The sequence below is a fragment of the Actinomadura sp. KC216 genome (assembly GCF_004348535.1).
Classification (GTDB): domain Bacteria; phylum Actinomycetota; class Actinomycetes; order Streptosporangiales; family Streptosporangiaceae; genus Spirillospora.
This window is the reverse complement of the sequence record NZ_SMJX01000226.1, coordinates 1-13920: the sequence shown is the minus strand read 5'-3', so window position 1 is coordinate 13920 and position 13920 is coordinate 1. Positions and strand designations below refer to the sequence as shown.

Below are 13920 nucleotides of genomic sequence, written 5' to 3'. Positions count from 1 at the left end.
ATCGAGCTGGGCGGGGCGCGGCCGAACAACACCAGCGGCGGGCAGCTCTGCGAGGGCTACACGCACGGCATGAACCTGGTGGTCGAGAACGTCCGGCAGCTGCGCCACCAGGCCGACGACTCCTGCCCGGGCTGGCGCGAGGGGCGGCACACCTACGACTACGCCGAGGGCGGCTGCCGCCAGGTCCGGGATGTGGAGCTGGCGATGAACATGGGCTGGGGGACCCCGGCGGTGTCCAGCGCGCTGATCATGAGGAGGTAGCGGTGGCGGTCTACAGGGGCTTCGACATCGCGGCGGATCCCGCGGGCTCGGAACATCGCGGGTACTTCGAGGCGGCCGGACGCGGCGAGCTGGTCGTCCAGCGCTGCACGAACGGGGAGTGCGGGCTGATGCGCGGGCAGATCGGCGCGGCGTGCCCGTTCTGCACGGGCCTGGAGTGGGAGTGGCGGCCGGTCGCCGGCACCGGGGTGATCTACAGCTACCAGATCGTCGCGCGGGCGGTGAACCCGGCGTTCGCCGACTGGGTGCCGTACCCGGTGGTGCTGGTCGAGCTGGACGAGCAGCGCGGCGTCCCGTGGCGCGGCGGCGCCGAGGACGAGTCCGTCTCGCTGCGCAAGATCGCGAACCTGGTGGACGGCGCCGACCCGGCCCGCCCGGAGGACGAGGCGAACGTCGCGATCGGCCTGCGCGTGAGCGTCTGCTTCACCGATCTCGGCGACGGCCTGGCGCTCCCGCAGTTCCGGCTGAGCGACGAGCCGCCCGAGCACACCCCGTGGCGGGCACCCTGATGGAACCGTGGGAAGCGGCCGCCCGGGAGAGCATCCGTGACCTCGTCGCCCGCTACAACTCCAACGGCGACAGCGGGCGGTTCGAGCACCTCCTGGAGCTGTTCGCGCCGGACGCGACGATGGACGTCGGTGACGGGCGCACCTTCCGGGGCCGCGAGGAGATCGCCACGATCTTCACCGGCACCGGGGAGCGCTGGCGGGCCGCGGCGCGGGCGCGCGGCGTCCCGCCCTACGTCCGGCATTTCACCGCCACCCACCAGATCGACCTGCTGGGCGAGGACCGGGCGAAGGGCCGCAGCTACTTCCAGGTCCTCATGCCGCACGGCCTCGACCATTGGGGCCGCTACCTGGACGAATACGCGCTGATCGGTGATCGCTGGCTGTTCGCGCACCGCCGCGTCGCCGTCGACGGCCGCGCCGCCCCCGGCTAGGCAAACTACCAGACGACTGGTAGATTTTAGGCGACCGGAAGGAGATGCCGTGCAGACAGCGCGCCGCCCGGAGCTCAGACGCAACGACTACACGCTCAGCGAGGAACAGCAGGACGTCGAGGCGGTCTTCGCCGAGTTCTTCCTCCGGGAGAGCCCTGGTTCACGGGTGCGGGACGCCGAGCCGCTCGGATACGACGAGAAGCTCTGGCGCTCCCTCGCCCAGACGGGCGCCGTCACCATGGGGATCCCCGAGGCGCTCGGCGGGGGCGGGGCGTCCGTCCTGGACCTCGCCCTGGTGGCGGGCGCGTTCGGCCGCCACGTCGCGCCCGTCCCGCTGATCGAGGCGGCCGTCGCGCTGCGGCTGCTCGCTCGGGCGGCGCCGGACGCCGCGGGCCCCTGGATCGAGGGCGCGGCGGGCGGCGGCCGGTTCCCGACGCTCGCGCTCCGCCCCGCGGACTCGGGCGGCGCGGCACAGCTCGTCCCGGCCGGGGCGGTCACGGGCGCGGTCATCGCGCTGGCGGGCGGCGAGCTGGTCCTGCACGACGCGGCCGAGCCGCGGCCCCCGGTCGGCAACCAGGGGCGCGCCCCGATCGCCTGGTGGCGTCCTTCCTCCGGCGACCGCGTGGTCCTCGCGGACGGCGACAGGGCGCGCGAGCTGTACGACGGCGCGGTGCGCGAGTGGAAGCTGCTCACCGCCGCCGCGCTCGCCGGGCTCGGCGAGGGCGCCCTCGCGCTCGGCCTCGACTTCGTCAAGGACCGCACCGCGTTCGACACGCCCATCGGCGCCTTCCAGGCGATCTCGCACGCGCTCGCCGACGCGCACACGGCGGTGGTCGGCGCCCGCAACCTCGCCCGCAAGGCGGCCTGGTACGCCGCGTACGAACCGGGCGACCGGCGCGAGCTGGTCCCGATGGCGTTCGCCTATGCCGTCCAGGCCGCGACCAAGGCCGTGACCGTCGCGACGCACGTCCAGGGCGGCTTCGGGTTCACGGTCGAGTCGGACGTCCAGCTGTACTTCCGCCGGGCCAAGGGTTGGAGCGTGCTCGCCGGAGACCCGAGGGCCGAGCTGTCCGCCATCGGCGACCTGCTCGCCGACCGCGTGAGGAGTTGAGACATGGACTTCAGCGTGCTCGAACTGGACGAGGACCTCACCGCCTTCGTGAAGGAGGTGGACGAGTTCCTCGACGAGCACCTCACCCAGGACGTCCTGGACGAGGAATGGGAGACCGGCGCCGGGCACAACCGCGCCTTCCACCGGGCGCTCGGCGCCAGGGGCTGGGTCTTCCCGACCTGGCCGGTCGAGGAGGGCGGCGCCGGGCTCGACCCGCTGCGCGCCCATCTGCTGGACCGCGAGCTGCGCCGCCGCGACGCGCCGAGCATCACCAAGGGCACGACCGGCCTGTCGGTCGCGGGCATCCGCGCCTACGCCAACGACGACCTCAAGGCCGACGTGCTGCCGCGGATCGCCAGGGGAGAGGTGTGCGTCTGCCTCGGCTACACCGAGCCCGACACCGGCTCCGACCTGGCCGGGGCCCGGACGAAGGCCGTCCTCGACGGCGACACCTGGACGATCTCCGGCTCGAAGATGTTCACCACCGGCGCGCAGAACTGCCAGTACAGCTTCCTGCTCGCGCGCAGCGAGCCGGACGCGGCCAAGCACGCGGGCCTGACGATGTTCCTGGTGCCGCTGGACTCGCCGGGCGTCGAGATCCGGCCCGTGCACACGCTCGGCGGCGAGCGGACCAACGTCGTCTACTACGGCGACGTCCAGGTCCCCGACCACTACCGGCTCGGGCCGCGCGGGCACGGCTGGGCCGTCCTGTCCGAGCCGCTGCGCGCCGAGCACGGCATCGGCCGCGACGACCCGTACGGGCTCGCGGAGATCAACCCGTCCGGGCTGACGTACTTCCACACGCTGGAGCGGCTGCTGGAGCACACCCTCGACTGGGCCGCGACGGACGTCCGGGCGGACGGCACGCGGCCCATCGACGACCCGCTCGTCCGCGCCCGGCTCGGGCAGGTCGCGCTGGACGTCGAGGCGTCCCGCAACACCCCGCCGCCGATGGGCCGGGTGCTGGCGTCCGAGCTGCTCATCCGCGACTCCGCCGACATCATCGACCTGGTCGGCCCGAAGGCGCTGATCGGGCGCGGCGAGGACGGCGCGCTGGAGGACGGCGTCATCGAATGGGCGCACCGCTTCGCGCAGGGCACCGCGATCTACGCGGGCACCACCGAGGTGCACCGCAACATCATCGCCGAGCGCGTCCTGGGCCTGCCCCGGTACGCCCGCTACCCGCGCGGCACCTGACCCGCCGGTTCAGCCCCGGGGACGGCGGCGCGGCGGCGGCGCAGCGCGGCGGTCTTGACGCGGTTCTGGCAGGTGGTCGAGCAGAAGCGGCGGCTGGCGTTGCGGCTGGTGTCCACGAAGACCCGCCCGCAGCGGCCGTCGGCGCAGGAGCCGACGCGGTCGGCGTGGCCGCCCGCCAGCAGCCGCGCCAGCGCTTCGGCGCAGATGGACGTCCACATCGGCACGAGTGGCGCGTCGCCCGGGTGGTGGTGCAGGCGCCACCGCCCGTCCTCCTTCGCCAGGTGCGGGTGGGCGGGGTGCGCCGCCAGCAGCCGGTTCAGCCGCTCGGCGGCGGCGTCCTCGTCGCCGCCCGCCAGGTCGTCGAAGACGGAACGCAGCGTGCGGGCGAGCGCGGCGAAGCCGGGCACGTGCCCGGGCGCGAGCTGCTCGGCGGACGGCGGGTCCACGGCCAGGACCTCGCGCAGGACGGCCGTGTCCTCGCCCCCTTCGGGACGGACCACCATCCGGTTGACGAGATCGGCGGCGACGAGCACGCCCGCGTCCATGTAACTGTCTAGGAGCAATTGACCAGTGACCTCCGCCCGGTTAACGTGTAACTGTCGTAGAAGGATACGCCAGTGACGGTGCATTCCAGTGACAGGCATCCGGGAGAAGGTGACGGCGATGATCCTGCGACCCGCCGGGACGGCCGACCTGCCGAGGCTCGCCCCGATGTGGCGCGCGGCGTGGCTCGACGGCCACGCCGGGCACGTCCCCGCCGAGCTGATGGACGCCCGCGGCCCCGGGCACTTCACCGTCCACGCCACGAGGTACGCGGGCTCCACCACCGTCGCCACCGACGATGGCGGCCGCCTCCTGGGCATGATCATCCTCGGCCCTGCCGAGGGCGAGGTCGTCCAGCTGGCGGTCGACGGGTCGGCGCGCGGCCAGGGCGTCGGCGGCGCGCTGCTGCGCAGCGCGGAGGAGCGGTTCGCGGGCGAGCACGAGGAGGCGTGGCTCGCCGTGGTGCCCGGCAACGCGCGGGCCCGCCGCTTCTACGAGTTCCACGGATGGCGCGACACGGGAGCCATGACCTACGCGGCGCCCACCTCGGGCGGCGGCACGGTCCCCGTCCCGGTCCTCCGGTACGCCAAACCCCTCGGTGCGCTAGCGGTCGCTCGGTGAGGGGACGGCCAGGATCGACCGCACCGTCGCGGTGACGACGCGGGCGGTGTCGTCCGGCTCCAGGCGCCCGGTGCGGTTCTCCTCCGCCGCCCCGTGCAGGACGAACTGGATGACGCCCACCAGCCACGTGATCGGCAGGTCGGTGCGGAAGACGCCCTGATCCTGGCCGCGCCGGATCAGCTCTTCGACGCGTTCCGCCGGGGCGGCGTGCAGGTTGCGGATGCGTCCCGGCGGCAGCGTGCCCTGCGCCGCCGTCAGCAGCGCCGTCGACTCGGCCACGAGCGACCAGCTGGACTCCAGCAGCCGGGTGAGCGCCGCGCGCGCGTCGCCGGTCAGGTCGACGGCGGACAGGACCTCCTCGCCCGCGCGCAGCGCGTCGGTCAGTGCGGCCTCGACCAGTTCGGCCCGGTTGCGGAAGTGGCCGTAGAGCGTCATCCGGCCGACCCCGGCGGCCTTGGCGATGTCGTCGATGCTGGCGTTCGGGTCCCGGCTGAGGCTCTCGCGGGCGGCGGCGACGATGCGGGCGATGCTGCGCTCGGCGTCTGCGCGGCGGCGGCGTCCGGAAGCGGCGGTCGGCATGCCGCACATCCTAACTCGTACACGGGAATACGTGTTACTCTCCCAGAAGTTGTACGGTGTCGTACGAGTTAAGGAGAGTCGAGATGACACAGAAGACCGACGGCACGGCCGCCGCCGCGCAGAACGGCGCCGCGCACCCGCTCCGATGGCGCATCCTCGGATTCCTCGGCGTGGCGCAGCTCATGCTGATCCTCGACGTCACCGTCGTGGCGATCGCGCTGCCGCACATCGAGACCGACCTCGGCCTCGGCCGCCAGGCCGTGACCTGGACGGTCAGCGCCTACACCCTCGCCTTCGGCGGCCTGATGCTGATCGGCGGCCGGGCCGCCGACCTGTTCGGCGCCAAGCGGACGGTGCTGGCCGGCCTGCTGCTCTTCACGGCCGCGTCACTCGTGACCGGGCTCGCCGGCGGGGCGGGCCTCCTGCTCGGCGGCCGGATCGCGCAGGGCGTCGGCGCGGCGCTGATGTCCCCGGCCGCGCTGTCCTTCGTGGTGCGGCTGTTCGACGGCGACGAGCGGAACAAGGCGCTCGGCGTCTGGTCCGCGCTCGGCGGCGGCGGCGCGGCCCTCGGCGTGCTGCTCGGCGGCGCGCTCACCGCCGGACCCGGCTGGCCCTGGGTCTTCTACGTCAACGTGCCGATCGGCCTGGTGATCCTCGCCGCCCTCGCCCGGATGCTGCCGGGCCAGGCGGTGGCCGTGCCGCGTCCCCGGCTCGACGTGCTCGGCGCGCTGCTGGTCACCGCGTCGTCCGGGTCGCTGATCTACGCGTTCATCCGCGCCGGGGACCACGGCTGGGTCACCGCCGCGACCGGCGCGCTCGTGCTGCTCGCCGCGGCCGGCTACGTGGCGTTCGTGATCCGGCAGAAGACGGCGGCGTCGCCGATGATGGACGTCGCGCTCCTGGCCCGGCGGCCCGTGGCCACCGGCACGTTCCTGATCCTGATGGCGACCGCGCTGATGATCGCCGTGTTCTTCCTCGGCACGTTCTACTTCCAGCACGCGGAGGACTTCGGCGCCCTGCGGACCGGCCTGCTGTTCCTGCCCGTCGCGGTCGCGACGATGCTCGGCGCCAACCTCACCGGGCGGGCCATCGCCCGCGCCGGGGCGCGCCCGCTCGCCGTCGCCGGGCTGCTGCTCGCCGCGATCGGGATGGCCGTCCCCGCCCTGTCGATGAACCCCGCGACCGTCGTCGCGGGCACCGCCGTCGCGGGCGCCGGAACGGGCGCGATGTTCGTCGTCGCGTCGGCGACCGCGCTCGGCCAGGTCGCCCCGCACGAGTCCGGGATCGCGTCCGGGATCGTCAGCACGTTCCACGAGTTCGGCGCGTCCATCGGGGCCGCCGTGATCTCCAGCGTCGCGGCGGCCAGCCTGGTCGGCGACACGCTGGACGGGTTCACCGACGGGTTCGTCCTCGCCGCCGTCGCCGCGGCCGCGGGCGCGCTCGCGGCGGCCGTCCTGACCCCCGGCCGCCCGTCCTGACCCCGGCCGGGCCCGGCGACGGCGCAGGTCGGGGAGGTTTCCAAAAAAGTTCGGGGGCCGTGTCGATCCGCGGCGGCCCCCGTTCGACCTAGGGATGAGAGGGTCCCGGAGAGGGGCCCGGACAATCCCGAGGGGAGACGAAGACATGAAGTACATGCTGATCTTTCGCGCCACCGACGAGGCCTTCGCGAACATGGGGGACATCGACTTCAACGAGATGATCGAGACCGTCGGGAGGTACAACCAGGAGCTGATCCGGGCGGGCGTGCTGCTCGCCGCGGAGGGGCTCGCCGACGCCGACGAGGGCGTGGTGGTCGACTTCTCGTCCGAGCCGCCCGTCGTCACCGACGGCCCGTACGGGGAGACGAAGGAGCTGTTCGGCGGCTTCTACATCCTCAACGTCGCGTCGAAGGAGGAGGCGGTCGAGTGGGCCAAGCGGACGCCGCTCAGCGGGCCCGGCTTCAAGACCGAGATCCGCCGGGTCACCGAGATCGACGAGTTCCCCCAGGACAACGAGTGGATCAAGAAGGAGCGGGAGTGGCGCGAGGCCACCGGCCAGCTCTGAGCGGGAGGAACGGAGAGATGGCCGACCCGACGGGACGTGGGGCGGTGGCCGCCGTGTGGCGGATCGAGTCCGCCCGGATCGTGGGCGCGCTCGCCCGCTACACCGGGGACTTCGCCCTCGCCGAGGACCTCGCCCAGGAGGCGCTGGCCGAGGCGCTGGTCACCTGGCCGCGCGACGGCGTCCCGCGCAGCCCCGCCGGATGGCTGCTCACCGTCGGGCGGCGCCGCGCGATCGACGGGTTCCGCCGCCGTTCCGCCCTCGACGACCGGTACGCCGTCCTCGCCCGCGACCTGGGCGAGGGCGGCGTGGCCGCGGGCGGCGAACCCGCCGACCCGGCCCGCGCCGACGACGTCCTGTGGGACCCGGACCAGATCGACGACGACGTCCTCGCGCTGATGTTCGTCTCCTGCCACCCCGTGCTGTCGCGGGAGGCGCGGCTCGCGCTCACTCTGCGCGTCGTCGGCGGCCTGACCAGCGACGAGATCGCCAAGGCGCTGCTCGTCCCGACCGCCACCGTGCAGGCCCGCATCACCCGGGCGAAGAAGACGCTCGCGGCGGCGCGGGTGCCGTTCCAGGTGCCGCCCGCGGGGGAGCGGGCCGAGCGGCTCGGCTCGGTGCTCGGCGTCATCTACCTGATCTTCACCGAGGGGTCCACGGCCAGCTCCGGCGGCGACCTGATCCGGTTCGACCTCGCCGGGGAGGCGCTGCGCCTGGCCCGGGTGCTGAGCCGGCTCGTGCCGGACGAGCCCGAGGTGCACGGCCTGCTGGCGCTGCTGGAGCTGACCGCGGCGCGCTTCCCCGCCCGCACCGGCCCGGACGGCGAGCCCGTCCTGCTGGAGCACCAGGACCGCCGCCGCTGGGACCGCGCCGCGATCCGCCGCGGGCGCGGCGCGCTCGCCCGCGCCGAGAAGGCGGGCCGCGGCCTCGGCGCCTACGGCCTCCAGGCGGCCATCGCCGAATGCCACGCCGTCGCGCCGTCGGTGGGCGAGACGGACTGGAAGCGCATCGTCCTCATCTACGAGGCGCTCGGGCGGCTCGCGCCGTCACCGGTGGTCGACCTCAACCGGGCCGTCGCGGTCTCCATGGCGGACGGACCGTCCGCGGCGCTCCCCATCGTGGACGAGCTGGCCGCCGCCGACGCGCTGCCGACCTCGCACCTGCTGCCCGGCGTCCGCGGTGAACTGCTCGCCCGCGTCGGACGCACCGACGAGGCGCGCACCGAGCTGGAACGCGCCGTGCGGATGTGCGGCAACGAGCGCGAACGCGCGGTCCTGGAACGCAAGCTCGCCGACCTGGGCTGACCCCTCCAGAGGCCCTAGGGGCGGGCGTTCTCGGGCGCGTAGCGCAGCAGCGCCGCCCCCGAGACGAACCGCCGCGTCTCCAGGAGCCGCAGCCGCACGGACGCCGACTCGAACAGCCGCGCCCCGTGCCCGACGACCACGGGGAACACGAACAGCCGGTACTCGTCGACCAGGTCCGCGGCGATCAGCGCGTGCACGAGCCGGACGCTGCCCGTGGCGACGATGTCGCGGCCCGGCGCCGCCTTCAGCGTGTTGACCTCGTCCACGAGGGGCCCGCGCAGCACGGTGGAGTTCTGCCATCGCGGGTCTTGCAGGGTGCTGGAGACGACGTACTTGTGCACCGCGTCCAGGTAGTCCGAGACGCCGGTCGGGTCGTCGGTCTGGTTCGGCCAGAAGCCGCGGAACGCCTCGAAGGTGTTCCGGCCGACGAGGAGCGCGTCCGCCGCCTCGCGGTGTTCGGTGGTCGCCGCCGTGATGTCGGACTGGTCGACGTCCTCGGCGAGCGGATCGAACCAGCCCTCCGCCATGTCGATCACGCCGTCGACCGTGATGTTCTCCGTGACCACGAGCTTCCGCATACTGCCTCCCGTTGGACGCCTTCCCCCATAGACCGCGCGCGATCACCGAACTCATCGGGGATCCCTCTTGTTTGCGGTGCGTGGTCGCGGGTACCCGGATCGCGTTTCCGTGGGGGAGGAGCGGTCGTGGGGATACCGGGCGCGTCCCTGGCCAGGACGGTGCTGGGCGTCCCGGCCGCGGCGGCCGAGCGGGCGTCCCGGACCGCCGACGCGTTCGCGGCACTGGCCGCCGGGGGGCGCGGGCGGCACGTGTGGGCCCACGCCGGGCGCGCGCACATCCAGGCGCACGGCCTGGCGGGCGAGGGGCCGCGGCACCTGCGGTACGTGCGTGCGCTGACCGAGGCGATGCGGCGGCTGGACGGCGTGGACTGGGCGGAGGTCAACGCGGTCACCGGCCACGTCCTGGTGGCCTACGAGGAAGGCGACGTGAGCCTCGACGCCCTGGTCGAGGTCGTCGAGGACGTGGAGAAGGCGCGCCGGGCGGGCCGGCTCGACGAAGACGCCCACGCACGGCCGCCCGACGACGAGATGGCATGGGCCGCGGCCACGTCCGCCCTGGCGGCGGACGTCGCCGGGGCCGTCGGGGCCGTCGCCGGAAAGCTGCTGGCCGTCCCGCCGGTGCCCAGCCCGGTGCGGGCGGCGGTCGCGGTGGCGGACTCGATGCCGCAGGTGCGGGCGGCCGTGGAGCGGCGGCTGGGCCTGCTGCGCGCCGACGCGCTGCTCGGGGTGGCGAACGCCGTCGTCCAGGGTGCCGGGCACGGCGTCGGCCCGCCGGTCACCGACGCCGTCCACCGGGTCTTCCAGCTCCACGAGATCGGGGCGCGCCGCGCGGCCTGGCGGCGCCGGGAGCCGGTGCTGGCGGCGGGACGGCAGCCGCAGGAGTGCGGCGCCCGGGCCGAGCGGCCGTGCCCGCTGCCGGACGGGCCGGTGGAGAAGGCCGGGAACCGCACCACGATCGCGCACCTGCTCGGCGGGGCCGGGGTCCTCGCGGGCACCCGCGACGCGTCCGCCGTCGCCGACCTGCTGCTGGCCACCCTGGCCAAGGCGGCGCGGCACGGCAGGGAGGCCTTCTCCGCCGTGCTCGCCCACGACCTGGCCGGACGCGGCACGGTCCTCCTCGACCCGGCCGCGCTGCGCCGCCTGGACCGGGTCGGCGCCGTCGTCATCGACTCCTCCGTCCTGTGCGACGGCGAGCTGCGGCTGCTGTCGGCGGCCGCCACCGGCGACGACCTGGACGACGCGGGCGTGTGGCGCGCGGCAGGCGACGTGCTCGCGGGCCGCGACCCCGGCGACCTGGCCGGGCCGGGCCCCTGGGACGGCGGCGCCGAGTCCGGATGGCGGCTGGTCCGGGCAGAGGACGCCCCGCCCGGCACCCCCGCCGACCCGCAGGGCGTCACGCTCGACCTGACGGACGGGCACGGCGCATGCGTCGGCCGCGTCCGGGTCGGCTGCTCCCTCGATCCGCTCGCCGAGGCGCTGCTGTCGGCGGCGCACCAGGCGGCCGACGTGGTCTTCCTGACCGAGCACGCCAGCACCCGCGAGCTGGTCGCCTGGGGCGACGACACCCCGGTCGCCGTCGACGACCTGGCGGAGACGGTGCGGGCGCTGCAGCGCGAGGGCCACGTCGTGCTGGCCGTGTCGTCCGGGCAGGACCGGGCGCTGGACGCCGCCGACGTCGGGGTCAGCGTCCTGCGCGGGGACGGCCCCGCCGACTGGCGCGCCGACCTGGTCTGCGGGCCCGGGCTCGCCGACGCGTGGCGGCTGCTCACGGCCGTCCGCCCCGCGCGGCGCGCCAGCGAGCGCGCCGCGGAGCTGTCGCTGAGCGCGTCGGCGCTGGGCGCGCTGCTGATCGCGGGCCGCCGCCCCCGCCGCCGCGCGTTCACGCCCTGGCTGGACGTGCCGCCGGTGCACGCGGCCGCCCTCATGGCGATGCTGACCAACGCGGTCAGCGCACGGCGGCTGGACCGCCGCGCGCTGCCGCCGCCCGTCGTCCGCGACGCGTGGCACGCGTTCACCGCCGAGGAGGCCGTCCGGCGGCTGTCGCGCACCGTCTCCGATGAGGCCGCGCAGGACCGCCCGGCCCGGTTCGGTGGGGCCGGGGCGCGGCTGGCCGCCGCCGTGCGGCAGGAGCTCGACGACCCGCTGATCCCCGTCCTCGCGCTCGGCGCGGCGGCCTCCGCGGTGGTCGGCTCCAGCGTGGACGCGCTGCTGGTCACCGGCGTCATGGCGGGCAACGCCCTGATCGGCGGCGCGCAGCGGATGCGCGCGGAGAAGGCGCTCGGCGCGCTGCTCCTCGGGCAGCAGGTCCACGCGCGGCGGCTGCGGCCCGGCGCCGACCTGTCCCCGCGCGCACCGGGCCCGGACGCGTTCGAGCACCTGCGGTCCGCCGACGCCGAGCAGGTCATGGCCGGACGCCTGCGGATCGGCGACGTGATCGTCCTGCGCTCCGAGGACGTCGTCCCCGCCGACGCCCGGCTGCTGTGGGCCGAGTCGCTGGAGGTGGACGAGGCCACCCTCACCGGCGAGTCGGTGCCCGTCGACAAGAACATCGAGCCCTCGCCCGGCGACGACCCGGCCGACCGGCACTGCATGGTCTACGAGGGCACCACGGTCGTCGCGGGCACCGCGGTCGCCCTGGTCGTCGCGACCGCCGAGGCCACCGAGTCGGGACGCGCCGCCGCGCTCGCCGGGGCGGCGGACGCCTCGTCCAGCATGCAGACCCGCCTGGCCGAGCTCACCCACCAGGCGCTCCCCGCCACCGTGCTCGGCGGCGCGGCCGTCACCGGGCTGGGCATGGTGCGCGGGCTGCCGCTGCGCCGGGCGCTCGGCTCCGGCGTCGCCGTCGCGGTGGCCGCCGTCCCCGAGGGGCTGCCGCTCGTCGCGACCGTCTCGCAGCTCGCGGCGGCGCGGCGGCTGTCCCGGCTCGGCGTGCTGGTCCGCACCACCCGCGCGCTCGAGGCGCTCGGCCGCGTCGACACCCTCTGCTTCGACAAGACCGGCACGCTCACCGAGGGCAGGCTCCGCCTGGTCCGCGCCGCCGGGCCCGCCCGCGCCCTGCCGCTCACCGGCGACGGCGGGCGGCGCATCCTGCGCGTCGCCGCCCGCGCCTGCCCGCCCCCGCCGGGCCGGCAGGTCGCGCACGCCACCGACCGGGCGGTGCTCGACCACGCGGCCGAGCTGAAGCCGGACACCCGCTGGTCGCTGCACGAAGAGCTGCCCTTCGAGACGACCCGCGGGTTCTCCGCCTCCCTCGGGCACGACGGCGACCGGACGGTCCTCGCGGTCAAGGGCGCGCCCGAGGTGCTGCTCGCCCGCTGCGCCCGGATCCACCTGCCCCGCCGTCCCGCGGGCCGCGACGAGCCCATGACCGCCGCGCGGCGCCGCGCCGCGGCCGAGACCTTCCGCCGCCTGGCCGGGCAGGGGCTGCGCGTCCTCGCCATCGCCGAGCGGCCCGTCCCCGACCCGGAGGAGGTCCGCGGCCGGATCGCCGACCACGTCGGGGACCTCACGCTGCTCGGCTTCATCGGCATCGCCGACACCCCGCGTCCCACCGCCGAGGAGGCCGTGCAGCGGCTCGGCGACGCGGGCGTGCGCACCACCATGATCACCGGTGACCATCCGGCGACCGCCGCCGCCGTCGCCGCCGAGCTCGGGATCCCCGGCGCCGACCGGGTCGTCACCGGGGCCGAGCTCGACGCGATGTCCGCCGCCGAGCGGCTCGCGGCCGTCCAGGAGGCCGCGGTCTTCGCGCGCGTCTCCCCGGCGCAGAAGGTGCGGATCGTGAAGGACCTGCGCCGCGCGGGCCGGGTGGTCGCGATGACCGGCGACGGCGCCAACGACGCCGCCGCCATCCGCCGCGCCGACGTCGGCATCGCGGTCGCCGGGCGCGGCTCCGGCGCCGCCCGCAGCGCCGCCGACCTCGTCCTCACCGCGCCCGACACCGCGCTGATCCTGGACGCCCTGCGCGAGGGCCGCGCCCTGTGGCGCAGCGTCCGCGACGCCGCCGCGATCCTCGTCGGCGGCAACGCGGGCGAGGTGTCGTTCACCGTCCTCGGGACGGCCCTCGGCGGGAACGCCCCGCTGAGCACCCGGCAGCTGCTCGTGGTCAACATGCTGACCGACATGCTCCCCGCGCTGGCCGTCGCCATCACCCCCGCGAGCGACGGGAGCGACGGCGACGCGGCGCACGCCGGGTCGCCGGTCCGCGGCTTCACCGGCGAGGACATGCGCCGCGCGCTGGCCGTCCGCGGCACCGCCACCGCGGCCGCCGCGCTGCTGTCCTGGCAGGCGGGCAGGATGACCGGCCTACTGCCGGGCGGCGGGCGCCGCGCGTCCACGATGGGCCTGGCCGCGCTGGTCGGCGCGCAGCTCGGCCAGACGCTCATCGCCCGCTGGCGCAGCCCGCTCGTGCTCGCCACTTGCGCGGTGTCCGCGGCGGCCCTGTTCGCGGTGGTCGAGACGCCCGGCATCAGCCAGTTCTTCGGCTGCACCCCGCTCGGCCCCGGCGCCTGGACGATCGTCACCGCGGCCGCGGCGGCGGCGACCCTCGGCGCCGCCGTGGCCCCGCGCCTGCTCCCTTCGGCGGGAACGCGTTGAGCGAATCGCATTTTCGATTTCCCTGCGCGCGGCCCCCGTTGAAAGGTGAAAAACCGGAGCTTCACAGCCGCCGGGGGGCCGAGTAGTTTGGAGCCGATACCGAGCGCTCCCCTCGGTTGCGCTGCCCCAACG

12 protein-coding genes and 1 pseudogene are annotated in these 13920 nt (G+C 75.4%); 10 read left to right on the top strand and 3 right to left on the bottom strand.

Annotated elements, in window-relative coordinates:
- The 5 genes and pseudogenes from E1264_RS30270 to E1264_RS30250 all read left to right on the top strand — a co-directional run.
- Positions 1-261: pseudogene (locus E1264_RS30270) on the top strand (hypothetical protein); the annotation flags it as partial.
- Positions 262-263: 2 nt separating this feature from the next.
- The gene (locus E1264_RS30265) at positions 264-788 is read left to right on the top strand and encodes an OB-fold domain-containing protein (protein ID WP_132178864.1); all 525 of its coding nucleotides are present in this window, start codon (positions 264-266) and stop codon (positions 786-788) included.
- Positions 788-1219, top strand: a complete 432-nt coding sequence (locus tag E1264_RS30260) for a nuclear transport factor 2 family protein (RefSeq protein WP_132178863.1) — start codon at positions 788-790, stop codon at positions 1217-1219. The genes E1264_RS30265 and E1264_RS30260 overlap by 1 nt, the downstream gene beginning before the upstream one ends.
- A gap of 49 nt (positions 1220-1268) precedes the next feature.
- Entirely contained in the window at positions 1269-2330 is a 1062-nt protein-coding gene (locus E1264_RS30255) for an acyl-CoA dehydrogenase (protein ID WP_132178862.1), read from the top strand.
- A 3-nt stretch (positions 2331-2333) separates the two neighbouring features.
- Positions 2334-3527, top strand: coding sequence for an acyl-CoA dehydrogenase family protein (locus tag E1264_RS30250; protein WP_132178861.1), 1194 nt, complete (start codon positions 2334-2336; stop codon positions 3525-3527).
- On the opposite strand, the gene E1264_RS30245 is transcribed toward E1264_RS30250, so the two are convergent.
- The gene (locus E1264_RS30245; protein WP_207936432.1) at positions 3509-4090 is read right to left on the bottom strand and encodes a CGNR zinc finger domain-containing protein; all 582 of its coding nucleotides are present in this window, start codon (positions 4088-4090) and stop codon (positions 3509-3511) included. The two genes, E1264_RS30250 and E1264_RS30245, sit on opposite strands and share 19 nt — an antisense overlap.
- Before the next feature lie 100 nt (positions 4091-4190).
- Here E1264_RS30245 and E1264_RS30240 point away from each other — a divergent pair, with 100 nt between their 5' ends.
- Positions 4191-4691, top strand: coding sequence for a GNAT family N-acetyltransferase (locus tag E1264_RS30240; protein WP_132178860.1), 501 nt, complete (start codon positions 4191-4193; stop codon positions 4689-4691).
- On the opposite strand, the gene E1264_RS30235 is transcribed toward E1264_RS30240, so the two are convergent.
- Complete coding sequence (locus E1264_RS30235; RefSeq protein WP_132178859.1) at positions 4674-5270, bottom strand: TetR/AcrR family transcriptional regulator; 597 nt, start codon at positions 5268-5270, stop codon at positions 4674-4676. The two genes, E1264_RS30240 and E1264_RS30235, sit on opposite strands and share 18 nt — an antisense overlap.
- Before the next feature lie 83 nt (positions 5271-5353).
- Here E1264_RS30235 and E1264_RS30230 point away from each other — a divergent pair, with 83 nt between their 5' ends.
- The 3 genes from E1264_RS30230 (at position 5354) to E1264_RS30220 (ending at position 8614) form a co-directional block, all read left to right on the top strand.
- Complete coding sequence (locus E1264_RS30230; protein WP_132178858.1) at positions 5354-6748, top strand: MFS transporter; 1395 nt, start codon at positions 5354-5356, stop codon at positions 6746-6748.
- A 145-nt stretch (positions 6749-6893) separates the two neighbouring features.
- Positions 6894-7313: a YciI family protein gene (locus E1264_RS30225; protein ID WP_132178857.1), complete on the top strand. Its 420-nt coding sequence runs from the start codon at positions 6894-6896 to the stop codon at positions 7311-7313.
- A 17-nt stretch (positions 7314-7330) separates the two neighbouring features.
- On the top strand, positions 7331-8614 hold the full coding sequence (locus tag E1264_RS30220; RefSeq protein WP_132178856.1) for a DUF6596 domain-containing protein: 1284 nt from the start codon (positions 7331-7333) through the stop codon (positions 8612-8614).
- 14 nt (positions 8615-8628) lie between these two features.
- Here the strand turns inward: E1264_RS30220 and E1264_RS30215 are convergent, their stop codons facing one another.
- Positions 8629-9192, bottom strand: a complete 564-nt coding sequence (locus E1264_RS30215) for a dihydrofolate reductase family protein (protein ID WP_132178855.1) — start codon at positions 9190-9192, stop codon at positions 8629-8631.
- 126 nt (positions 9193-9318) lie between these two features.
- On the opposite strand from E1264_RS30215, the gene E1264_RS30210 reads away from it, so the two are divergent.
- Complete coding sequence (locus E1264_RS30210) at positions 9319-13788, top strand: cation-translocating P-type ATPase (protein ID WP_132178854.1); 4470 nt, start codon at positions 9319-9321, stop codon at positions 13786-13788.
- Positions 13789-13920: the final 132 nt, after the last annotated feature.

Excerpts from the sequence above, each read along its gene's own strand:
- E1264_RS30260 (WP_132178863.1), top strand. The coding sequence starts at position 788 with ATGGAACCGTGGGAAGCGGCCGCCCGGGAGAGCATCCGTGACCTCGTC.
- E1264_RS30250 (WP_132178861.1), top strand. The coding sequence starts at position 2,334 with ATGGACTTCAGCGTGCTCGAACTGGACGAGGACCTCACCGCCTTCGTG.
- E1264_RS30240 (WP_132178860.1), top strand. The coding sequence starts at position 4,191 with ATGATCCTGCGACCCGCCGGGACGGCCGACCTGCCGAGGCTCGCCCCG.
- E1264_RS30235 (WP_132178859.1), bottom strand. The coding sequence starts at position 5,270 with ATGCCGACCGCCGCTTCCGGACGCCGCCGCCGCGCAGACGCCGAGCGC.
- E1264_RS30230 (WP_132178858.1), top strand. The coding sequence starts at position 5,354 with ATGACACAGAAGACCGACGGCACGGCCGCCGCCGCGCAGAACGGCGCC.
- E1264_RS30225 (WP_132178857.1), top strand. The coding sequence starts at position 6,894 with ATGAAGTACATGCTGATCTTTCGCGCCACCGACGAGGCCTTCGCGAAC.
- E1264_RS30220 (WP_132178856.1), top strand. The coding sequence starts at position 7,331 with ATGGCCGACCCGACGGGACGTGGGGCGGTGGCCGCCGTGTGGCGGATC.
- E1264_RS30215 (WP_132178855.1), bottom strand. The coding sequence starts at position 9,192 with ATGCGGAAGCTCGTGGTCACGGAGAACATCACGGTCGACGGCGTGATC.